This window comes from Anabaena catenula FACHB-362 (genome assembly GCF_014698735.1).
In the GTDB taxonomy this organism is placed as follows: Bacteria; Cyanobacteriota; Cyanobacteriia; order Cyanobacteriales; family Nostocaceae; genus Anabaena; species Anabaena variabilis_A.
The window spans coordinates 115,601-139,495 of the sequence record NZ_JACJTQ010000010.1; the positions used below are offsets into that span (position 1 = coordinate 115,601).

13 protein-coding genes and 1 CRISPR repeat array are annotated in these 23,895 nt (G+C 39.2%); of the genes, 3 read left to right on the top strand and 10 right to left on the bottom strand.

Annotation, left to right across the window (positions count from 1 at the left end; all coding sequences use genetic code 11):
* Window positions 1-110: 110 nt before the first annotated feature.
* From H6G68_RS09405 to H6G68_RS09430, 6 genes are all read right to left on the bottom strand, one after another.
* Entirely contained in the window at window positions 111-4,523 is a 4,413-nt protein-coding gene (locus tag H6G68_RS09405) for a GAF domain-containing protein (RefSeq protein WP_190906394.1), read from the bottom strand.
* Window positions 4,524-4,631: 108 nt separating this feature from the next.
* Window positions 4,632-5,105, bottom strand: a complete 474-nt coding sequence (locus H6G68_RS09410) for a chemotaxis protein CheW (RefSeq protein WP_190906395.1) — start codon at window positions 5,103-5,105, stop codon at window positions 4,632-4,634.
* Between the two features lie 103 nt (window positions 5,106-5,208).
* On the bottom strand, window positions 5,209-5,574 hold the full coding sequence (locus tag H6G68_RS09415; protein WP_190712474.1) for a response regulator transcription factor: 366 nt from the start codon (window positions 5,572-5,574) through the stop codon (window positions 5,209-5,211).
* 520 nt (window positions 5,575-6,094) lie between these two features.
* On the bottom strand, window positions 6,095-7,279 hold the full coding sequence (locus H6G68_RS09420) for a response regulator (protein ID WP_190906396.1): 1,185 nt from the start codon (window positions 7,277-7,279) through the stop codon (window positions 6,095-6,097).
* Between the two features lie 855 nt (window positions 7,280-8,134).
* On the bottom strand, window positions 8,135-9,064 hold the full coding sequence (gene murQ, locus H6G68_RS09425) for an N-acetylmuramic acid 6-phosphate etherase (RefSeq protein ID WP_190906397.1): 930 nt from the start codon (window positions 9,062-9,064) through the stop codon (window positions 8,135-8,137).
* Window positions 9,065-9,106: 42 nt separating this feature from the next.
* Complete coding sequence (locus H6G68_RS09430) at window positions 9,107-9,547, bottom strand: DUF3110 domain-containing protein (RefSeq protein WP_422595795.1); 441 nt, start codon at window positions 9,545-9,547, stop codon at window positions 9,107-9,109.
* A gap of 199 nt (window positions 9,548-9,746) precedes the next feature.
* Here H6G68_RS09430 and H6G68_RS09435 point away from each other — a divergent pair, with 199 nt between their 5' ends.
* Window positions 9,747-15,224, top strand: coding sequence for a translocation/assembly module TamB domain-containing protein (locus H6G68_RS09435; RefSeq protein WP_190906399.1), 5,478 nt, complete (start codon window positions 9,747-9,749; stop codon window positions 15,222-15,224).
* Window positions 15,225-15,400: 176 nt separating this feature from the next.
* Here the strand turns inward: H6G68_RS09435 and H6G68_RS09440 are convergent, their stop codons facing one another.
* The 3 genes from H6G68_RS09440 to H6G68_RS09450 are packed head-to-tail and all read right to left on the bottom strand — an operon-like array spanning window position 15,401 to window position 18,286.
* Entirely contained in the window at window positions 15,401-15,790 is a 390-nt protein-coding gene (locus tag H6G68_RS09440) for a COG3650 family protein (protein WP_190906400.1), read from the bottom strand.
* A gap of 43 nt (window positions 15,791-15,833) precedes the next feature.
* The gene (locus H6G68_RS09445; protein WP_190906401.1) at window positions 15,834-17,336 is read right to left on the bottom strand and encodes a cryptochrome/photolyase family protein; all 1,503 of its coding nucleotides are present in this window, start codon (window positions 17,334-17,336) and stop codon (window positions 15,834-15,836) included.
* Window positions 17,337-17,356: 20 nt separating this feature from the next.
* Window positions 17,357-18,286, bottom strand: a complete 930-nt coding sequence (locus tag H6G68_RS09450; protein ID WP_190906402.1) for a carbohydrate ABC transporter permease — start codon at window positions 18,284-18,286, stop codon at window positions 17,357-17,359.
* A 39-nt stretch (window positions 18,287-18,325) separates the two neighbouring features.
* Here H6G68_RS09450 and H6G68_RS09455 point away from each other — a divergent pair, with 39 nt between their 5' ends.
* Both H6G68_RS09455 and H6G68_RS09460 read left to right on the top strand, forming a co-directional pair.
* Complete coding sequence (locus H6G68_RS09455; protein WP_190906403.1) at window positions 18,326-18,964, top strand: GIY-YIG nuclease family protein; 639 nt, start codon at window positions 18,326-18,328, stop codon at window positions 18,962-18,964.
* 396 nt (window positions 18,965-19,360) lie between these two features.
* Window positions 19,361-19,642, top strand: a complete 282-nt coding sequence (locus tag H6G68_RS09460) for a DUF2795 domain-containing protein (protein WP_190906404.1) — start codon at window positions 19,361-19,363, stop codon at window positions 19,640-19,642.
* A gap of 236 nt (window positions 19,643-19,878) precedes the next feature.
* Here H6G68_RS09460 and H6G68_RS09465 read toward each other — a convergent pair whose 3' ends face one another.
* Complete coding sequence (locus H6G68_RS09465; RefSeq protein WP_013190996.1) at window positions 19,879-20,178, bottom strand: 30S ribosomal protein PSRP-3; 300 nt, start codon at window positions 20,176-20,178, stop codon at window positions 19,879-19,881.
* A gap of 392 nt (window positions 20,179-20,570) precedes the next feature.
* Window positions 20,571-23,722: direct repeats of the CRISPR family, unit length 37 nt; unit sequence ATTGCAATTTCACATACTCCCTATTAGGGATTGAAAC.
* Window positions 23,723-23,895 lie beyond the last annotated feature (173 nt).

Genomic DNA, 23,895 nt, shown 5'->3' on the forward strand with positions numbered 1-23,895 from the left:
ATTTTCAATGTTCAATTACCAGTCATCTATAAAATGGGTAGAACAGGCGATCAGCCTGCCCATAATAGGTAAATATTGCCTGTTCTACCTCACACTTAGAACAATCAGGATTATTTGACTTTAAACTTACTCGCCGTTGTTAATAGATCTTGTGCCATTCCTGATAAATTTTGGAAGACAGTAGCAATTTCTTGAGATTCACCAAAGGTCTTATTAGCAATTGAGGCTACATCATTCATTGATGCTGTTACTGTTACAGATTGGCTCATTTGTTTTTGGGTTGCTTCAGTAATGCGCTCAATGAGTTGACTAATTTCAGCAGTTGCGGAAACGATGGCGTTTAAGTTTTGGCGGGTTGCACTAACCAGGTTTGTTCCTTCCACTACTTGCTGAATACCTGTTTCCATTGCCACTGCAACTTCCCCAGTTTCAGTTTGAATTTCTTGGACTAATTTTTCAATTTCGATGGTGGCTGCTGCTGACTGACGAGATAAAGAACGAACTTCATCTGCTACCACTGCAAAGCCTTTTCCATATTCACCGGCGCGAGTAGCTTCAATAGCAGCATTCAAAGCAAGTACGTTTGTCTGTGTAGCAAAGTTGCTAATCAAGTTCACCACTTTGGAGATTTTTTGTGATGATTCACTTAGGCGTTTAATCTTTTTACTCGTTTGAGCGACGGTTTCCCGAATTGCTTGAATGGCGTTGACTGTTTGGTTCATGGCGGTATCACCAGAATCTACAGTTTTGTTGGCTTGTTGTAAGGCTAATTGTACTAATTGAGCGTTTGCTACTACCGCTTGGGTAGAATCTACCATTTGTTGAATATCGCTTAAGGCTTGGGTGATTTCTTCAGACTGTTCTTTTGCTAAATCAGTCAATCCTACTAGTGAAGAATTGCTATTGATAGAGGTTTGGGCAACTTGTTGAGAAGCTGCTTGTACCTGAATAACAATTTGTTGTAATGCTTGCAAAGTGCCATTGTAGGCATCGGCAATTGTGCCTAATTCGTCTTCTGTAATTGGGGCGCGGACTGTTAAATCACCACTAAGTGCAGGTGCGATCGCTCTGAGCAGTTGAATGGAACGTTGTTGTAGCAATTCTTTAGCGGCTTTTTCCCTCTGGGCTGCTTCTGATAGTTTGGATGATTGATTTTGGAGTTGTTGCAAGTATTCGGTTTGTTGTAAAGCCAGTCCTAACTGGTCGCCAATACGCACCAATAAGTTAACTTCTGATTCTTCCCATTCACGGGTTCCAGAGTTTTGATAAGCTGCGAGTAAGCCCCAGAGCTTTTCGCCAGATAAAATGGGAGTAATAACGTAAGCTTTAGCTTCATATTTTTCAAGTATCTCTACGTAGCAGGTATCAAGGCTGGCTTTATAAATGTCATTCACTACTAAGGTAGTGCCTTTGGTATATCGACCTCCTTCGGTTTTTTGTAAGCAAGGGTCATTTAAGACGGTTTTAATACCAGGTCCGACTAGTTTCACCCAACCGCTAACTACTGATTCAGCTATAAATTCACCACCCCAATCAGATGTGAATTGATAGACGACTGCGCGATCGCATTTGAGTAGTTGGCGAATATCTTGGGTAGTATTTTTGAAAGTCTCCTCTATATCTGAAGCTTGACGGATGCGGGTGACTATCTTGGTGAAGGCTTTTTCTTGTTCAGCAATCTGAGCTAGTTTTTCAGATTTTGACTGTACTTGTTCTAGATAATCTATCTGGGATTTGGCGAGACTAATTTGTAAGCCAATCTGCTCTAAAAAGCTCACTTCTCTGGGTTGCCATTGACGGGTTCCTGAGTTTTGATAAGCAGCTAGTAATCCCCATAGTTTTTCTCCATAGAAGATAGGAACTATGATATAAGCTTTGGTTTCAACCTGCTCTAAAATCTCCAGGTGACATTGAGCATGACCGGCTTGATAGATATCATTAACAACAAAGCTTTCACCTTTGGCATATCTACCTCCTTGGGTTTCTTGCAAGTAGCTATCTTCCCAGACCATTTTAAAGTCAGAGGTGGCAACTCTCATCCATCCATTAGCCACAGACTCGGCGACAAACTGCCCGCCCCAATCTGGGTTAAAGCGATAAACAGCGACGCGATCGCATCTTAGTGATTGACGGACTTCTTGAGTAGCTGTTTTGAAGATGTCTTCTAAATCTAAAGATTGACGGATGCGGTTGACTATTTTGTTGACTGTTTTTTCTTGTTCAGCCAGTTGACTGATTTCCTGAGATTGTAACTGTACTTGTTCTATATAATCTAACTGTGATTTGGCTAGGCTAAATTGCAAGCCAATTTGCTGTAAGAAGTTTATTTCTGAAGTTTTCCATTCACGGGGTCCAGAATTTTGATAAACTGCCAGTAATCCCCACAAATCTTCACCCAAGAAGATAGGCACAATTATGTAAGACTTGGCTTCAAACTGTTCTAAAATTGCAATGTGGCAGGGGGCAAGACCGATTGTATAGGTGTCGTTAACTACGAAGGTTTCACCTTTGGCATATCTACCGCCTTTGGTGTCTTGTAAGTAAGTGTCATCTAAGACAGTTTTGATATTTGGCCCGACTAATTTTGTCCAACCAGTAGCCACTGATTCATAGACAAATTCACCACCCCAATCAGGGTTAAATTTATAGACTGCAACGCGATCGCACTTTAGGGCTTGGCGGATTTCTTGAGTAGTAGTTTTGAAGATGTCTTCTACATCTAAAGATTGACGAATGCGGTTGACGATCTTGTTGATAGTTTTTTCTTGATCGGCAATTTGCGCTAGTTCCTCAGTTTTTAAGCGGACTGTTTCTAGATAATCTATTTGAGATTTTGCTAGGTTAAATTGCAAAGCAATCTGACTTAAAAAGTTAACTTCTGAGATTTGCCATTCACGAATTCCAGAGTTTTGATAAGCTGCCAATAAACCCCACAATGTCTCTCCAAAGAAGATGGGTACGACTATATAGGCTTTAGCTTCAAATTGTTCTAATAGTTCTAAGTAGCAGGGAGTAATATTTTCTTGATAGATGTCATTTACCCACAATTTTTCGCCTTTAGCAAACCTTGCTCCCTTGGTTTCTTGTAATAATGTGTCTTCAACCAAAGTATTGATATCAGAACCAACAAGTTTTACCCATCCAGATCCTACTGATTCAGCAACGAAATTGCCACTCCAGTCAGAGTTAAATTTATATATGGCTATGCGATCGCATTTGAGGGCTTGACGGGCTTCTTGGGTAGTGGTTTTGAAGATTTCTTCTAAATCTGAAGATTGACGAATCCGGTTAACAATCTTAGTTAAGGCTTTCTCTTGTTTTGCAATCTGCGCTAGTTGATCAGATTGTTTTCGCACTTGTTCCAGATATTCTCCTTGGGAGATAGCCACACCAAATTGCAAACCAATCTGAGTTAAAAAGCTAACTTCCCAGTCTTGCCATTCCCGCGCCCCAGTATTTTGGTAAGCTGCTAGTAAACCCCACAATTTTTCCCCAGAGAAAATGGGCGCAATGATATAAGCTTTGGTGTCAAACTGCTCTAAAATCTCAATGTGACATTGAGCATGACCTATTTTATAAATATCATTGACAACAAAGGTTTCACCATTGGCATATCGACCACCTTTGGTTTCTTGTAAGTGGGTATCTTCCCAAACCATTTTATAATCAGCAGTGACAATTTTTGTCCAATTATTACCTACTGCCTCGGAGACAAATTGGCCACTCCAATCTGGGTTAAAGCGATAAACACCGACGCGATCGCATTTCAGTAATTGGCGGACTTCTTGAGTAGTGGTTTGAAAGATTTTATCAACATCTGGCTGCTGCAAAATCTTACTAATAACTTTAGCTACTGATTGCTTGGCTAAGGTAGACTGCTGTAATTCTTTTTGTAATTTAAAGCTCTGCAATCTGTAGGTAATTTCTGTAGCGATTTGAGATAGTAGGGTGATCTCCGCCTCTTGCCACTGACGAGATGATCCACAACTATGAACTACCAGTAAACCCCATACTTTATTACCAATAAAAATTGGCAAACTTAAACTGGCTTTAACTTGAAATTTCTCCAGTAGTTGCTTTTGATAGGGAGTAGCTTGGATTTGATTAATGTCATCAATCGCTATCGGTTCAATATAATCTTGATTAGTATACAAGCCAAACAGAATTGCTGGTAAATTTTCGCCTATAGACGGTGTCCAACCTGTGGTTCTTGATTCTGCTAACACAGTTCCAGAATCAGAGTTAGTAAATTGATAAATCAAGGCGCGATCACCACCAATTTTATCTCTGATTTGTGCAGATGTTACTTGCAGTAAAGTTTCCATATCTGGAACTTGCCGCATTTGGGATGTTATGTATTGAAATCGTTGCCGCCAGACTTTAAATTCCTGAGTAATGGCATTGGATACTGTTAAATCCTTATTACCTACATTTACTATGGTGTTACCGTTTTGTTTGTCTGAGGTTTCTACTTCAGTAAAGATATTGCCTCTATCTTCACTATTTTGATATAAAGTTGTCATTTGAATCTCCTTGAATACTATTAGTAATAAATTGATACTTTTGAGCTAGAAAATCTTAAATGGTCAGATGATAATTCCCTGTATTCCTACTTTCACAAAACCGATTTTTCAGTTATTGTGTCTCCACATTGAAGATTGAATAATGGCTAAGGCATCCAAATTAAAAATCATCTCCTCTGAACCATTAGTAAAATATCCCCGCAAGAAAGGTGACATTGCCGAATAAAATAGATCAGCAGATGGGGTTTTCATTTCCTGAGTATCCAACCATTCAATATCTGTCAGTTGGCGTACTAAAATTCCCAAATATTTACCCTCATTTTCTAACACAATTGCCATCATTTTTGAGAGTAAATTTGAGCCTTGTAAAAGGGGTGGATAGCCTAACATTTCTTCTAAATCAACCAGCCAAAGCATTTCGCCACGCCAACTATAAATACCTAACACACAATTAGGCATCTGTGGAACTCCACATATTTCGGTCATTGATATTCGTAATACTTCTGTGATGTGCTGTAGGGAAATTACTGCTGTATCTCTGACTCCCAAATTAAAACTTAAAAATTTTTCTTTTGTCTCCAAAGTTAATCTTCCTTTGTCTTTAATGATTGGGTTTAACCACTATTTAGTGATTAAAACCAAATTATAAATAGTGACTATTTTTCCCTCATCAATAAGATATTTTTTACTTATTGATCAATTTTCTCAAAGTAATTTCTAACTCTTCTCTATCTACTGGTTTTGATAGATAAGCTTTAGCTCCTAACATATTCCCCCAAATCTTATCTACTTCACTATTTTTTGTAGAGCAGAAAACTATGGGTATTTGGCTAGTAATGGGGTTATTTTGTAGTTCTCGACAAATTTCATACCCGCTTTTACCAGGTAAAATTACATCAAGTAATATGACATCTGGCTTATTTATGTCAATTTTTTCTTGTGCCTCTTCACTACTTGTGGCACAAACTACAGAATAGCCTGCCTGTTGTAAGTAACGGCTGATAATTTCCATATCAGTCAAGCCATCTTCAACAACTAAAACAGTACTCATGGTAACACCTATTAAATTATGCTTAGTATAGAAACAAAAACTGAAATATGCAATCAAACCTATCACGTCAATGCTAGTGTAAAAAGACTGGAATTAATAAATGGAAGGCAACAATGTTTACATAACATATTTTTCCTCCCCTTTTAACTATCTAAGTATTCCTACTGTATTTCGATTACCCTTACTTGAATTTTATTTTACTTGATTTATTGTATATATATTTTCCTAATAAAACCTACGTGTTCAATATAAGTTAACATATCTAATTTTTAAATTTAGGTGCTGTTAATAACTAATTAAACAAGTTTACCCTGAGTTAAAAAACTCAACTTTCTCAAGTTTTTTGCGGGACATAGCTTAACTTTACTCAATTAAAATGAAGCTGTATCAAATCAGTTTTTAAAGACAACTAACGCAGATGCACGCAGATAAACGTGGATAAATACAAATGAGTTGATAGATTTCACAATTTTGTGCAACCTCATATTAAATTGGTATAAGCGAAAACTATCAAATCATTTTAACTGGCAACTTCTAAATTAGTTGTGCCAGTAGGTATTGCCACGTATTTACGGATTACGCCCATGACTCGTTCAGCGATGATCGGTTTAGATATAAAATCCGTAGAACCCACTACCTTGGCGCGAACTCTATCTAAAAGACCATCATTGCCAGTTAAGATAATTACTGGTGTATTACTAAAGGTAGGAATGCGTCGTAGTTGAGTGCAGATTTCATAGCCACTGGCTATGGGCATAACTAAATCCAAGAAAATCAAGTCTGGCTTATGCTGAATCAGAATAGGCAAAGCTTGTACAGCATCTTCAATTTTGATAAATCTCAGACCATGAGATGTGATAATTTCTTCTAGCATTTTACAGACCAGAGGACTATCGTCTACACAAGCTACCAAGGGAGGAATTTTATTTCTGGTTTGTCTGGGTGTGGAGTTCTCAACTTCACTCACTTGTAAGGGTGTATCCGGAACTTCTACTAACTCAATAATTCCTTTGAGAATATAGGGAAGTAAAGAACGAGCAATGGGCATAACATCCTGCCTCATTTTTATGCCTAGCTCTCGCAGAGTGTATTTGCCATTAATTAAACTGACAAAGTTTTTATATACAGATGGACTTACCATCTCCTGAAGTTGTTCTGGTCTCCGCAAAACTGGTGATGAATTAGGGGAAACATTAGCCAAACCCACCTTTGACCAAATAGCCCACGAATCTTGCATCTGTTTTATTGACATATCTGCACTCGTGAAGCTCATTGGCATATCTAAAACAATGTCCTGGCTAAGATGAGACGTTACAGATGCAAAATCTATCTCCTGCGCTAAGTCAAAAAAAAGTTCTGCAATCGTGTTTTCGACAATAGCTTGAATTTGTTCCCGTTGGATTTTTTGTCTTTTGTATAAGATATCCAAGAGGTTATAGTCCCAGTAATCTAGGGCAATATCTTCAGGCCGACAACGGATTTTATCTAAGTCAATATGGGGACAGTGTTGAGCCATTTGTCTGCGCCAACGCCTGAAGGGATGAGTTCCCCCTGAAGCCCACACTAACCTTCCAAGACGATAATAGAAAGCCCATTGCCTTCCCTTGGAACTCTTAATACTTAATTTTCCGTTGTATTGCAGTTGAGTACAGCTTTTAAACTCATTTAGTAAGTTATGAGATTCTATGAGTTCTGAGTTGGTCATACTTAGTTCCTTGTAATCAATAAGTCAGTCTCTAGAAAACCTATACTACCCATATATATACTCAGCAAGTATCTTAGATTAGTGATAGTACAATCTGTAAACTGATGTGAATAGCACCCATTGATTTTTTATATATTTGGTAGATAGTATTTGTCAGATGCGATTGAGAATATTAGCAAATATAAATCAGCAGATGCTTCTTCTAATACTCTATATCCTGACAACATTTCTGCGCTTAGTTAAATTTCTTATGTTCACCTACGAATGAGCCTTTACCACTGAGAGTCTATTTTACTTCCTAATTTCGTGATTTTATATCAGTATTAATACTGCTTTTATTTTTCTGTAAATCGCCATGTATATAAAAATGACCAAAAGAATTGATTTATTGTTGAGCAATCGTTAACAAAATTTACCAATTTTTACATTACCTTCATAGTTTTCTTAAAGAGAATCATTAAATCTTGATTTAAGCTTTAAGTACTCCCATAGATTTATTTTACATGAGAAAAACTCAATTTTGTTAATTAATTTAGCGTGAAATGTATGAGAAGATGTTTGCTTAATTATAAGATTTATCAAGATTTACTTGTCTAGAAGTTACAAGTTTCGTTTCTATGAATTTTAATAAGTTATTAAGAATTTAAATTTTCTTTAATATGTATTGCTAGTATAGCCATTCCCACTTACCGCAGTTTTCAGGTAAATGAACCACAAATAGACCTTTTTGGGAAACTTTTCTCCTACCTCTCCCTAATCTCCCCGTTTAGGGGAGGGAAGAGGAGCAGCTTTTATTATTGGAGAGGCTGGGATGTTCTCCCCTTCAGATTGTCGCCGGATCTTAACGTCTCTTTTTCAAGCACCCAGCTTGTGTTTTTTGTAACTGTCAACAGCAGCCCGAAGATTACCCTGGTGTGCGGCGAGGATTTGTTCACCTGCTTCTTTTTCTAAATCAGTCCAGTGCATTAACAGTGCTAACTTGACCCATTTGCCACTGCGTTCCAGTAGGAAACCTGCGGCTTCTCGACTTAAGCCAGTGAGGTCTTGTAAAATTCGCAAAGCGCGATCGCGTAATTTTTGATTTGTGACGGCGACATCTACCATGCGATTACCATAAACTTTGCCTAGCTTGACCATGACCCCCGTAGAAAGGATATTTAAAGCTAGTTTGGTGACAGTACCAGCTTTGAGGCGGGTAGAACCAGCGATAATTTCTGGGCCAGTTAACAGACGAATGTCAATATCAGCATCAAAATCTACTTGTTCAGCAGGAACACAGGCAATAAAAATAGTCAAAGCTCCCCGTTGACGGGCAGCATTTAAGGCACCGTGAACATAAGGAGTTGTACCGCCAGCGGTAATACCGACTACTACATCCAATTGGGTGATTTGGCGTTGTGCGATCGCACTTTCTCCATCTTCTGCCCGATCTTCCAAATCCTCAGAACTGCGTAGCAGTGCGCCAGCACCACCAGCGATAATACCCTGTACCAACTCTGGAGGTGTGCAGAAAGTAGGTGGACACTCAGCCGCATCTAACACCCCTAATCTTCCACTTGTCCCCGCACCAATGTAAAATAAACGTCCGCCTTCATAGAGCCGATCTGCCGTGCGTTCAATTGCTGCTGCTAATTGAATTTTAGCCGCTGCGATCGCTGCTACTGCCTTTTGGTCTTCGTTATTAAATAACTCCACCAATTCCAGAGAGCTAAGTTGGTCTAAATTTAGACTATTGGGATTTACCTGTTCCGTCAGGAGATGCCCGCGTTCCTGCAAATTTGTCATTTTTTGGTAGTCCTGTGTCAGTTGTCATTTACCAATGACTAATTACAATAACCCTTCTAGTCGGCGACGAATGCTGTCTAAGTCTGAATCAGGTTCCTGTACTGGTGTGGTAGATGGATTAAAATATAAGGAATCTTCATCAGTATCTATTGTTTCGGCTTCCGGTTGCCAGTCGGTTTGTTCCACGTTCACTTCTGGAGGAGTGACGACCAAATTACTATTTTCGGGAATAAGTTCCCAGTCGTAGCCAGCACTTTCACAAAATTCCTTAATCTCCTGGGCATTCATCACCTCAACTGTTGGTGAGGCGAAATCCTGCGCTTCCAACATCAGAGCATAGCGTGTAGCGTCATCTTCTGACTCAAACATCAAGATTTTATTGCGTCTTGCCCCTGACAGCCCTGCTTCAGGATCACCCGTCAAAACTGTGTGAATCCCCTCGTTATCGGTCCCAGCATTGAAAATTAGTACAAAAACACGCATCATTCAGCCTTTGATCTCAATATTATTCCCATTAAATCAGTAAGCAAGCCCAGTCTAAAGGTGCGGAGCTTTAGCCTAGCTTATAGAAGTCAACAGAGAACTGAATATCTGTATCCAGGAAGTTGCATAGTTGTTAAATATAGTGTAGTTATTAAGAGTCGGTTGTTAGCGACATCCGGCAATTTAAGATTTAAAACCTATGTCTAACTCTTCCAATCAAGATTCTCATAGCCCGATCCATAAGCGTAAGCATATATGGTTAATGATATTGAGTCGTGGTGGCGTTGCTTTAGGAGCATTGTTGCTGCTGGGAATTATCGGCGGTCTTTGGCGGTTGCGGGATTTTGTCCAAAAAGAGTTAGCACCATTGGCAGAGAAAAATCTGACCTCTACCCTCAACCGTCCAGTTAAACTTGGACAACTCAAAGAATTTTCTCTCATGGGGGTAAAATTTGCCGCTTCAGAGATTCCCCCTACACCCACGGATTCAGATCGGGCTACTATAGAAGCAGTCGAAGCGGGTTTTGACCCCTGGCAATTAATTGTTAACCGCAGTCTCAAATTAGATGTTACATTAATCAACCCAGATGTTTATATTGAACAGGATCAGCAAGGTCGCTGGATTACCACTAAGATAGCCCCAGGTGGTAAAGGTGGAATAATTAAAACTGATTTGGATAAACTGCGCTTCCGTAATGGCAGGCTGGTGTTGTTGGCGCAGCAGAAAAGCAAGGAGCCGGAAGCAGGGGGAGAAATATCAACACCCCAGTCCTCAACTCCTGTAGTATTTTCAGGGCTAAATGGAACTTCCCAACTTGTGGAAAATAACCGCCTGATTAAATTTGATTTAGCGGGGAAACCAGACAATGGCGGCAGCATTTTCCTTCAGGGAAATATCCGCGCTCAAGCAACTTTAGATGGTAAGTTAAAGCTACAAACGCAAGATTTATTTGCCGCAGATATTACTCGTTTGATTAAGTTACCACTGACTTTACCAGCTGGTCGAGTCAGTGGTGATTTGCAGATCGAATTGATACCAGAAAAGCCAACTTTATTAGATGGTAGTGCAGCTTTGCAAGATGTGACGCTGCAAATACCAAAAGTACCGCAACTGTTGAAAAATACTCAGGGAAATATCAGCTTTAAAGGATTGGCAATACAGCTAGATAATAATGTAGTTAGCAACTATGGACAAATTCCCTTGATGGCTACAGGTGTGATTGACCGAGAAAAGGGCTTTCAGTTGCAAGGGCGTGTGAATGCTGTGAGTGTATCCAAAGCCCTAGAAACTCTCAAGGTTAAGTCACCTTTACCTGTGAGTGGGGTAGTCAAAGCAGATTTGCAGATAGTTGGAGATATATCCAAACCCGTTCTCTTAGGTACTGTTTCTAATCTGAAAACTGCCCAAATTGACAAAGTTGATTTTCGGAAAGTTAGTAGTAAGTTTGAGCTTTCTACTTTTGACTCTCTCATTACTCTCAAGGATATTCAAGGTCAATCTACATTGGGAGGTGAGGTGACGGGTGGGGGAACTATCCAACTTGGTAAAGCGCCACAAGTGAATGTTAATTTTACTGCCAAGAATGTTCCAGGGGATGCGATCGCTAAACTCTACAATATTACTTCAGGATTCCCCATCGGCAATGTCTCAGCTACAGCCGCACTCACTGGTGCAACTAGTAATGTCCAGACTCTAGTTAAATGGCAAGCACCACAAGCTAAATATGCCGCTACTGGTGAAACTATTATCAATCCAGACCGCACTGTTTCTTTTCGTGATGTAGCTGTTAATGTTGGCGGTGGTGTAGTTCGGGGTTATGGTAATTATGATTCTCAAGGTTGGCAAGCTGTAACTCAAGCCTCTGGTGTGAAATTAACACCATTTATCAAAAAAGAGCAACAGCAAAATATCTCTTTGGAAAAGGCAGAGTTTAACGGTCGTTTAGTACTATCGGGAACTTCAGGCCCATTTAAACTTACGAATATTCGTCCAGAGGGAGCAGGTGTTGACATTGCTGGAGGGAGAATAGCTATTTCTCGTCTGCAATTGCAAGACCAAAACTTTATTGCCGAATTAACAGGCCAAGGTGTACGTTTAGGGCAAATATTAAAACAATCTCCCGCAATTTTAAATAACCCCATAGCCGGGAAATTCACGATTGCAGGTAATACCGAAAATTTCAGCCTCAAGACTTTGGGTGGTGTTGGTGAAGGTAGCCTAGCTGTGGGGAATGGGAGAATAACAGCTAAAAATATTCAAATTAGCAGTGGTCGCTATCAGACACAACTTGAAGTTAAAAATGTCCCTTTGCAGTCATTACCAGCCGTTGCACCCCCATTACAAGGTATATTAGCAGGTCAGTTTAATGTTGCTGGTTCCATTGAATCTTTTCAACCGCAAACTATCCAAGCGACCGGTCAAGCAAGGCTAAATCTCGCAGGGGGAACAGTTACAGCGTCTAATATTCAAGTTGCTGATAGTCGTTACCAAGCTGTACTTACTGGTTTAGGTGTGCAGTTAAATCGCTTGAATAAACAGTTGCAAGGTCAATTTGCCGGTCAGTTGCAAGTGGCAGGTATTTTAGGATCTGCTAAATTAGCTGATGTCCGTGCTGCTGGTCAGGTACAGTTTAGTCAAGGTATTGGTGGGATTAATTCACCTCTCAACGCAGCTATCGGTTGGAATGGTCAGCAACTCACGATTCCCCAGGCGAGAACTCCGAATTTGAATGCCAGTGGTTATATTTTAGCCAATGCTCAACAACCTGGCATACCGGAAATTACCCAGTTAAATCTCAACGTCCAAGCCCAAAATTTTGATCTGCAACAGCTACCATTAAAGTTGCCTAATTCTATAAATGTTGCCGGGAAAGTAGATTTTAGGGGACAGGTGACTGGGAAATTGACTGCACCGAATGTTGTCGGTGTGCTGGGTTTAAGAAATTTTGCAGTACAGAAATTTGCCTTTGAGCCGCTGTTATCTGGTAAAGTCAATTTATTCCAAGGGCGGGGGTTAAACTTGGATTTAGCTGGAAAAAGCGATCGTTTAGCTTTTAACCTCAACAACAATAGCCCTAATAACTTTGCCATAAAGTGGCAACAAGCATTAGCTACAGGTCAAGCAAAAGGCGATAATTGGGCGATTCAAGTCGGAAATTTCCCTTTACAAGCTTTAAATGTGCGTTTACCTGGGACAACTACTTTGGGTAATGCAGCATTAGCTGGGTTGTTAACTGGGGATTTGGAGGTTAATCAAAAAACATTGGCGGCTAGAGGAAATATAGCGATCGCACAACCGCAAATTGGTAGAATCAAAGGCGATCGCTTCACGACTCAGTTTAGCTACAACCAAGGTACAGCTAGTCTCATAAATAGTGAATTTATCAAAGCTCAAAGCAGATACAACTTTGATGCGTCCGTCAAACAAACCAACAACGTTCCCCAACTGCAAGCAAAAATTAACATCAACCAAGGCAATATTCAAGATGTGCTGACAGTAGCACAGATATTTGAAATCCAAGACCTACAACGAGGTTTAGCAGCACCAACCTACGGTACATCCGCAGATTTAACTACAAATCCCCAAGGCTTATCCAATCAGTCTTTATTCAACCAAATCCAGCGTTTATCTGAAGTTGATGCACTCCTAGCAGCACAAGAACAAACGCGGCTAGATTCCAAACTAATACCAGATTTAACAGATTTAAAAGGGACTTTTAATGGCGACATTGCTATCAATACCGCCACAGCTAATGGACTGGGAGTAGAGTTTAACTTACAAGGACAAAACTTTATTTGGGGTAGAGAAACAGAACCCAGTCGTTTCTATAGTGCAGAAACAGTAATTGCTCAAGGCGGTTTTGAAAAAGGAGTTTTACGTTTACAACCTTTACGCATTCAATCTGAACAAAGACTAATTGCCTTCACTGGTAACATAGGCGGTGAAGAACAATCTGGTCAATTGCGAGTCAATAATTTTCCTATCCAGATATTAAATAACTTTGTTAAGTTGCCAGTAGGAATTACAGGTAATCTCAACGGTACTGCTGCTTTAGCAGGAAGTATAGCCAATCCTCAAGCCAGAGGGGAATTAGAAATCACAGAGGGAACACTCAATCAGAACAAAGTCGAATCAGCTACCGCTAGTTTTAGTTATGCTAATGGCCGCTTGAACTTTGGTAGTAAAGTCTTAGCAGCTAGTCCCGAGCCTGTAAATATCACTGGCAACATTCCTTACAAATTACCTTTTGCATCCGTAGAACCAGACGGAAATCAAATCAGTCTAGATGTGAAAGTGAAAAATGAAGGTTTGGCATTATTAAATCTATTAAATAACCAAATAGCCTTTGAAAATGGTGAAGGAGAAGTAGACTTGGCTGTCCGGGGAACAATACAACAACCCTTAGTTAAAGGAATAGCCTCTCTTAACAATGCGACCTTTACTGCTCAAGCATTACCAGGGAAACTCACAAATGTTTTTGGAAAGGCAGAATTTGATTTTGACAAGGTATTAGTAGAAAATCTCCAAGGTCAGTTTAGCAATGGTAAAGTAGAAGCCGCAGGGGAAATCCCCATTTTTAACAGTCGAGACATTCAAATAAACAATCCCCTCACCGTTAACCTTGAACAATTAACCTTAAATCTCAAAGGATTATATCAAGGCGCAGCTAGTGGTAATTTAAAAATTACTGGTTCCGTCCTCCAACCAGGAATAGGCGGTAATATCCAATTATCTAATGGTCAAGTATTATTAACAGAATTCAGTAGCTCTGATACATCTAAAACTAGTTCTAATGCCTCAAACTCTACAGTAAACCAACAAAATATAACATCTGCTGGTAGTGGAATTACAAAGTTGAATGATTTAGCAATTAAGCTTGGTAAAAATATTCAAATCGCTCGTCCACCTGTTTTTAATTTTCTAGCATCTGGTGATTTAATTGTGAACGGTTCCTTAAGTGATCCTATACCGGAAGGAACTATCAAATTAACTAAAGGCGGGGTAAATTTATTTACTACCCAATTTAATTTGGCTCGTAACTATGAACATACAGCCACTTTTAGAAGTTCAAGTACTAAGCCCCGTGACCCTGACTTAGATATTAAGCTATTTGCTAAGATATTAGATGTAATCCAGAGCGGTGATATCAATAGACAAAGTTCTACAGGATTAGCAGCATTAGAAACAGTTCGTGTCGAAGCAACTGTCAAAGGCCCTGCAAGTCAGCTGAATGATAATTTGGAACTGAAAAGCAGTCCCACACGCTCAGAAACAGAAATTGTCACTTTGTTAGGGGGTGGATTTGTCGATACCCAAGGACGTGGTGACAGCACATTGGGTTTAATTAATATAGCAGGTTCGGCTGTGTTCAATAACTTTCAAAGTACATTTAACCAGATTGGTGATGCTTTTGGTTTAAGTGAACTGCGGTTATTTCCTACTATTATTTCTGATAAACCTGAAGCGGGTAAAAGCAGTTCTAGTTTAGAATTAGCATTAGAAGCAGGAGTAGATATTTCTAGTAGATTTTCCTTCTCTAGCATTAAGATTTTGACGGCTAGTGACCCTTTCCAATGGGGTGTTAATTATAGGATAAATGATGAAATCCGTTTGCGTGGTTCCACAAATTTAACTGATGACAGTCGCGCAGTAATTGAGTTTGAAAGGAGGTTTTAAAATAATTCGTAATAGTGCTTACAGCAGGCTACGCCAACGTAATTCGTAATAATGCCTCCGGTTCTGCTAGGGATACATAATTCGTTCGTAATTCGTAATTTGGAAGGGAGTAGAATAGGATGAACGTAGATAAATTTAGACTTCAGCAGACTAGGAATAGCTCAATTGCGGCTGGATTATTTTTTTCCAGCACAACCTTCTAAAACTTTATTACCCATAATCAAAATAGCTGAATAAGGATATTTTTTATCCGACATTGTATCATTACAATTGTTCACTTTATTCAAAATTAAAATATTTTTTTCTTTTCCCTTGAGTTGATATACTCGCACTTTATCTATAGGTCTTGCTTGGGCTGATAATGGTGCAGTATAAGGAAATGTTTGTTGTTTTTCACCTGGTGCATTATAGACAATTCCTCGTTTAGTAACAGTAATATTCCAAAATGGTTCATTACCTACAGCAGTGAATTCTTCAATCTTAGATGATTGGGCAATGCTTTGATCAGATACTAATAAGTTAGCAGCAATTCCCAAGATAGATAAAAAGAAAATTAAGTTTCTCATGATTAGCAGTTAATCTTGATATTGGGGTATTTCCAATTATACATCATTCCTGATTTATATGCCAATCTTCCGCTTGTTGACGAATAGATTGTAACTCATTTGATGACATTTTATCTAAATTCTTTAAAATAAAACTCATTCGTCCTTGAGTTTGTAATTTTGAGCGGTTTTTATCCAAAAAATTCCAGTAAAAGAAGTTGAAAGGACAAGCTTTTTCACCTGTGCGTTCTTTATGATTATAAACACAACTTTTGCAATAGTCACTCATCTTATTGATATAATTAGCAGATGCCGCATAGGGTTTAGATGCTAATATTCCCCCATCTGCAAATAAACCCATACCAATTACATTTGTTTGCATTACCCAGTCATACGCATCAATAAAAGCTGCATGAAACCAATTTTCTACTTCTTGAGGTGAAAGTCCTGCTATTAAAGAAAAATTACTTAATACCATTAATCTTTGGATATGATGAGCATAACCAGTACCTTGCACTTGAGTAAGAATTTGGTGCAAACAATTCATTTGCGTTTTACCAGTCCAGAAAAATTTAGGTAAAGATTGGGTATGGTTAAACCAATTCTTTTCTGTATATTCTGTATCTACAAAGTGGTAAATACCATGCATATATTCTCGCCAACCTAACACCTGACGGATAAAGCCTTCTACACTATTTAAAGGTAATTGATGTTGTTGATATGCTTGTTCTGCTGCTTTAATTACTTCCAAAGGTTGTAATAAACCCAGATTCAAATAAGGAGAAAGTAAAGCGTGCCACATGGTTTTTTCTCCTGTTACCATTGCATCTTGGTAGGGACCAAAATTAGGTAAACGATATTGAATAAACCAGTTTAATATCTCCAGTGCTTGTTTACGAGTAACACCCCAGAAAAAAGGTTCTACTTCTCCATAGGTTGCAAATGGCAAAGAGTTGACTTGAGTAATTACATCAAGTGTAATCTCATCAGGTTGAAACCATTTTGTAGGTGGTGTATTTAACTTTCCTTTGGGTGGTTGACGGTTTTCTTGATCTAAATTCCACTTTCCTCCAACTGGTTGATCTTTATCCATTAAAATTTGAAAATTTCGCCTTCCTTGTCGATAGAAGTCTTCCATTAATAGGCGTTTACGATTTTCAGCCCAACCATGAAAATCTTCTCGACTCCACAAAAATTGATTGTTAGGAATGAGGTTAATTTGACAAGGAAGTTGCAAATTTTCAATTATCTGCATGAAAGGGTGATTATTGGGTATCATTACCCGCAGTTCAGTAATATGATGATCTCTCACCCATGCTTGTAATGGTGTGGTAAAATCATCCGCAATTTTATAAGTTACTAAATATCCTTTTTGCTGCAATTCTTCAGCGAAATGACGCATAGCAGACCAAACTAAAACTAGCTTTTGTTTATGGTATGCTCTATCTTGAATATGGTTGAGTGACTCGATGAAAATTACAGGTATTTTTTGGGTTACTGAACAAGTTTGTAATGCGGCTTGTTGTTCCCAAAGTTGGTCTCCTAATATCCAAACTCCTATAGACATTTTGATTTGATTACCTCAGATTACATACTTATATTATTACCATCTTGCTGATTGATAACTAATCGCAAGACTGATAAACTCAAAATTATTAAAAATAACACCAATCCAATTGTACAGGCATAGCTAATTTCTAAATTACTAAATGCTTGTTCATACAAATAGTAAACAATGGTCTTAGAACTATTGAGTGGACCACCTCCTGTCATAATATAAACTTCTTCAAAAACTTTAGTAGCAGAAATAGCAGAAATTACAGCAACTAAAGCTAAATAAGGCTGCATTAAAGGTATAGTAATATCCCAATGTTTACGAATACCATCGGAACCATCTATTGCAGCCGCTTCGTAAATATCAGCAGGAATTGATTGCAAACCAGCTAAATAAATTACCATGTAATAGCCTAAACCTTTCCAAATAGTTACAGCCATAACACTAGCAAGCGAAATTGGTACAATTCCTAATATTTTGGCTGGGCTAGTTAACCAAGGAATTCCATCTGGAAATAACCCTAAAGTTTTGAGAAATTGATTCAATAAACCATTTTCTGCATATAACCATTTCCAAGCTATCCCTGCAACTACCATAGAAATTACAACTGGGGTGTAATATGCAGTTCTAAACCAATTCATTCCCCGCAATTTTTGATTTACCAAAATCGCCAAAATTAAAGGAGCTATTACTAAAATTGGGACAACTCCCACAAGATAAAGAAAAGTGTTTTCTAAGGTTTTCCAAAAAACAACATCTTTCCATAAACGCAAGAAGTTACCAAAACCTATCCATTTGGGTGCTTCGCCAATATCTTCGTAGGTCGTAAAACTGAGGTAAAATGCTTGCATTGCTGGCAAAAAGACAGTTAAACCTAAGATAATTAAGGCGGGTAGCAAAAATAAATAAGGCGTTAATCGTTGTTTTAAAAAAATCCAATTTTTGGGAGTTAATAGATTCATATATATTATTCTCAATGAATAGTTCAAACAATAACTGTCATGGAAACTGAAAACAATCTGTCAATTGAACATCAAAATGTACCTGTTGCTCATCAAGGACTGCATAACTTTTTGTATAGTTCGGAAGATGAACACATTGCCCCTGAGGTGAGTATAACTCCACAGATGGCAAATAATGGCATGGAAATTATTCCTCTAGAGGCTTGGAGGGAAGTTGCTACTAATGGGAAAGTAGCAGGAGTTTACGCGGTTTTGGACGCTGAACGTAGCACACAGTATATTGGCTATTCTCGCAATGTGTTGCTTTCTCTGAATGGCCATGTTACCCAAAATGGTGAACAGAAGTGTGCTTTTGTGCGTGTGCAACCCTTTAATTTTCCCAAGCGTCAAGAAATGGAAGAACTACGCGATGCTTGGATAGCAGAATTGGGGAGTATTCCACCCGGTAATGCGGGTGAGGGGGGAATGTGGGCGAGTACAGTGGGTGAAGTTGCTAAAGCGGTGATGTCAGACACAGAACGTCAAGCTTATGAGGAGAAAAAGCTAAAGTTGCGAAAAGCAATGGCAGATACAACCCTTTTGAAAGAAGTAGAAAGGGTGGATATAGGAGAAACTGCGGTGCAGAATGATGATTGGAGTGCAGTTATTAATGCACAGACAAAGGAAACTAAGTTGTAAGGAATTTATAGCCTAATATTTCCGATACAAAAAAGCTAACTAATGCTAACAAGAGCCAGCTTTTTCTTCCTGCTACCCTTCGGGAACGCCAAAGGCATACGTCCTGTTCGTGTCGGCACTATCCAGTCCACAGGCTAACACGGTCAACCTGACCCTCCCCAGCTGGGGAGGAGTTAGATTTATTCTGGTGAGGTGTATTTCTGGTAAGGGTTGTAGAGTTTTTATTGACAGAACTTTACAACTAATCGCACTTGCATCTATCCCGGCTTTACCCCAATATAGCAAGTATATCTTCCCGCTTAAATAAAAATTAATTCTCAAGATAGAAGGCTGTAGTAAATAACAGTTTTAGCTTAGAAAGTATATAAGTACTTACGATTATGTAAGGAGAATTTTATGCCTACTAAATCCGAAGAAGGACATGAACATCGCGGGCCAGACAAAGGTGAAGCTTACGGAGTAGCAGCAGTCACTCAAGCACTTTCAGGTATAGACTTTCCTGCAACTAGAGAAGAAATACTCCAACAAGCAAGAGGTCACGAAGAAATTCACTGGACAAAAGACAAGACCATAGATTTAAGCTCATTACTTGATCAAACAGGTCAAGATCGGTTTGAAAGTATGCCGGAGTTAGTCGAAGTCATTAGTCAAGCTACGAGAGAACAAGAGCCTGCATAGCTGTTTTAGTTCGCAAATATAGCGGTTTGAATCTCACAGAGAGATGCCCTTCAGTAGCAAATGATAGTGCAGGAGTGCGATTCTGGAGAATCACCACAGAAGTTGAAGAAGTACTGGAGCGTTGATGTTTGCGAGCCGCAACAGTTAACTACAGGAACTGAGGATTGGTGATTGGTGGTAATTTTACTTAATTACCCATTACCAATCACCAATTACCCATTACCAACCTAAAATAATCAGGCGCTACCAGTGAAGGCAACTTCTGGAAATTTCAACTGCGCTTCAGCCATTGGGCGGTTTCTGCCTTCTTCTTGCCAGTAGTTAATCACTTCTGTTGCTTTGTTGAGCAACTCAACGCGATCAACATCTGTAATCCAGTGTTTGGATTCTAACTCTTTTTTTAGCTCTTCCCAGGCATCATTTCTGGGCCAGAAAAAGTATTTAGTCAAAGGACTGGTTCCTTTGCCAACAACTTGATCGACTGCTAGAGCGACGTTCTCATCTAACCAGAGAATTTTTAAAATGAACTTGGTCAATTACACCTCCCGGAAAAATCCGGCTATGACATTACTAAAGTTAGCGATGCTTGCGGCGGGCTACGCCGACGCTTATTTTAACGCAAACTCTGACCAATTGACCAATGAGAATTGTTGATGAATGATGGTTTATGGGTGATTTCAGTCTAGAATTTTTTTCCCGGATAGCGCGGGGGGGTGGGTGTTGAAAAACCTGTGACTCCAAAAAAGGCTGAAATCATTTTGTAGCAAGACTTTCAAGCTTTTTAAATCTTGAATCACCCGCGCACCTTATCCAGACTGGGTTTCAGCCATTTTCAATCTTGACACGATCCTGGAAATCGACTATGATTAGACCACTCGCGCAATCGAACCTTGAAAACCAAATACAGTCAACCTTTCCGGCTCCTGCTATTGCAATTTCACATACTCCCTATTAGGGATTGAAACTCAGGGCTGGCAACGGATTGGGGTATTTCCTGGGATATTGCAATTTCACATACTCCCTATTAGGGATTGAAACCGTACTTTACCCAAGATTTCCAAACTCTAGTCGTTGGGAGAATTGCAATTTCACATACTCCCTATTAGGGATTGAAACGAATACGCACACTGTTTACATCAACCCAATCAAATTGCAATTTCACATACTCCCTATTAGGGATTGAAACTTGCTTGGCTTCTTTGGCTAACGTTGTGATGCTAATTGCAATTTCACATACTCCCTATTAGGGATTGAAACGTGGAGATTGAATCGAAGTCAAAGCACCCCCCCCTAGAATATTGCAATTTCACATACTCCCTATTAGGGATTGAAACACCACCGGGAGAGGAATAACTGGGGATGGCTACAAGTTGAAATTGCAATTTCACATACTCCCTATTAGGGATTGAAACTCGGAAACGATTCAATAAGGCGATGGGATATTCATTGCAATTTCACATACTCCCTATTAGGGATTGAAACATCAAGGTAAGACGCTCGATCTCCCTAACGTATATTGCAATTTCACATACTCCCTATTAGGGATTGAAACACAATTGTCTTGGATACCGATGACGCTGGATTGATTCATTGCAATTTCACATACTCCCTATTAGGGATTGAAACCCATTCTGGAACGTAATACATTTTCCTATTACGATATTGCAATTTCACATACTCCCTATTAGGGATTGAAACTACTACTAACAAGAGTGCGGCTAAGAATAAAATCATTGCAATTTCACATACTCCCTATTAGGGATTGAAACCTGACACGCGCTCAGTTTCCTCAACCACTGGCTTCATATTATTGCAATTTCACATACTCCCTATTAGGGATTGAAACTTTAACCTTAGAAGAAGAAAATAGCCTTGATAAATTGCAATTTCACATACTCCCTATTAGGGATTGAAACTCCCATTGCTCGGTAGCACCCTGGAATGCGACTTCTATTGCAATTTCACATACTCCCTATTAGGGATTGAAACCTAAATATGTTCCCCTCTTGAATAAATTGACTGCATTGCAATTTCACATACTCCCTATTAGGGATTGAAACTTTTATTGAAAATTACTACGAGGAAAAAAACTAAAATTGCAATTTCACATACTCCCTATTAGGGATTGAAACAACATCTGGTACTACATTACCAGTAACAGTATTACCAACAGAATTGCAATTTCACATACTCCCTATTAGGGATTGAAACTGCCAGCAAAAGATTGTCTATGCACATAAGCTCTAAATAGATTGCAATTTCACATACTCCCTATTAGGGATTGAAACTCCAAATACCAAGCTAATGGCTTCTGCTAAGGTTTATTGCAATTTCACATACTCCCTATTAGGGATTGAAACGATAAGTAGGCATTACTACTGGGAATTGTTCCACCACCAATTGCAATTTCACATACTCCCTATTAGGGATTGAAACAACCTAAAACTAAGCCCTCCGATGAGGGCTTAACCTATTGCAATTTCACATACTCCCTATTAGGGATTGAAACCCATTGACCACCAACTGGGGCAAAACCACTGGGTAATTGCAATTTCACATACTCCCTATTAGGGATTGAAACATAAACCGCAGGATGATCTGTAGGGACTGCTTTTAAATTGCAATTTCACATACTCCCTATTAGGGATTGAAACAAGCAGTTTGGACAAGAACCCCGACAAGGTTATAATTGCAATTTCACATACTCCCTATTAGGGATTGAAACGCCACGGAGTCTAAAGCGCTACGGTTTCCCATAGAATTGCAATTTCACATACTCCCTATTAGGGATTGAAACAGTGGAATAACAACCACTGCAACCATGAAGCAGGTTGAGGATTGCAATTTCACATACTCCCTATTAGGGATTGAAACCCTCTACTTTCTCCCAATACTCCGTAGCCTCTCCACATTGCAATTTCACATACTCCCTATTAGGGATTGAAACCGGTAGTCGATGCGCTAAAGGTTGTCCAGGCTGCCGTGCCGCTAGAATTGCAATTTCACATACTCCCTATTAGGGATTGAAACTACCAATCACCAGTAAAAGGCACTACCATATGGAAATTGCAATTTCACATACTCCCTATTAGGGATTGAAACATATTATCCAGGCTCCTTTGGACTTGTGTTCAATCTCAGATTGCAATTTCACATACTCCCTATTAGGGATTGAAACCTAGCAGTGCAATCTCTGGTTTCAGTAAGAGCATTGCAATTTCACATACTCCCTATTAGGGATTGAAACCCATATTGCCTCATCCCGGCTCATCAGCACAAATGCTGAATTGCAATTTCACATACTCCCTATTAGGGATTGAAACTTACCCGTCCACCTGCCGTTTAGACGCGGGAAAAGTCTTTAAAATTGCAATTTCACATACTCCCTATTAGGGATTGAAACTTGACTGGACTCCGGCATTATCTGGCACACAGACGGGATTGCAATTTCACATACTCCCTATTAGGGATTGAAACCCCCGACTAGCGCTTAACACCAACCAGTCACGAATCGAGCATTGCAATTTCACATACTCCCTATTAGGGATTGAAACATGACCCACAACCTGCGCGTGATCTCGCTCATACCATTGATTGCAATTTCACATACTCCCTATTAGGGATTGAAACCTGAAGAATTTATAGAAATTTTTACTCAAGAGCATGATTGCAATTTCACATACTCCCTATTAGGGATTGAAACAACGCTTAAGTGCTTAAATTCTAGTTTCTGTCTCATTATTGCAATTTCACATACTCCCTATTAGGGATTGAAACCCGATTAGGATTCACCGGGATTCCTGATAATCGGCAAGAAATTGCAATTTCACATACTCCCTATTAGGGATTGAAACGAGATAATGCCTCATCGTCTTTAAGTTACTCCATTGAAGTGAGATTGCAATTTCACATACTCCCTATTAGGGATTGAAACAACAGTAAAAGACTAAGCAATCTTTTCTACCAAAGATTGCAATTTCACATACTCCCTATTAGGGATTGAAACTACCTGCGGATTTCTCAACATCTAGAAATTCACCCAAATTGCAATTTCACATACTCCCTATTAGGGATTGAAACCTCTATCTTCTCTTGAAGGCGCGATCGCGGAGTTGCTGGGAAATTGCAATTTCACATACTCCCTATTAGACATCTCCGAAAAAGAATTAAATTATGGTATAAGAATATAAAAGTGTATTTTTTGGTAAGACGTTATGGGCAGTATATTTGAATATATTCAGAGCAATCCTCAC

Excerpts from the sequence above, each read along its gene's own strand:
- H6G68_RS09405 (WP_190906394.1), bottom strand. The coding sequence starts at position 4,523 with ATGACAACTTTATATCAAAATAGTGAAGATAGAGGCAATATCTTTACT.
- H6G68_RS09415 (WP_190712474.1), bottom strand. The coding sequence starts at position 5,574 with ATGAGTACTGTTTTAGTTGTTGAAGATGGCTTGACTGATATGGAAATT.
- H6G68_RS09420 (WP_190906396.1), bottom strand. The coding sequence starts at position 7,279 with ATGACCAACTCAGAACTCATAGAATCTCATAACTTACTAAATGAGTTT.
- murQ (WP_190906397.1), bottom strand. The coding sequence starts at position 9,064 with ATGACAAATTTGCAGGAACGCGGGCATCTCCTGACGGAACAGGTAAAT.
- H6G68_RS09430 (WP_422595795.1), bottom strand. The coding sequence starts at position 9,547 with ATGCGTGTTTTTGTACTAATTTTCAATGCTGGGACCGATAACGAGGGG.
- H6G68_RS09435 (WP_190906399.1), top strand. The coding sequence starts at position 9,747 with ATGTCTAACTCTTCCAATCAAGATTCTCATAGCCCGATCCATAAGCGT.
- H6G68_RS09440 (WP_190906400.1), bottom strand. The coding sequence starts at position 15,790 with ATGAGAAACTTAATTTTCTTTTTATCTATCTTGGGAATTGCTGCTAAC.
- H6G68_RS09445 (WP_190906401.1), bottom strand. The coding sequence starts at position 17,336 with ATGTCTATAGGAGTTTGGATATTAGGAGACCAACTTTGGGAACAACAA.
- H6G68_RS09450 (WP_190906402.1), bottom strand. The coding sequence starts at position 18,286 with ATGAATCTATTAACTCCCAAAAATTGGATTTTTTTAAAACAACGATTA.
- H6G68_RS09455 (WP_190906403.1), top strand. The coding sequence starts at position 18,326 with ATGGAAACTGAAAACAATCTGTCAATTGAACATCAAAATGTACCTGTT.
- H6G68_RS09460 (WP_190906404.1), top strand. The coding sequence starts at position 19,361 with ATGCCTACTAAATCCGAAGAAGGACATGAACATCGCGGGCCAGACAAA.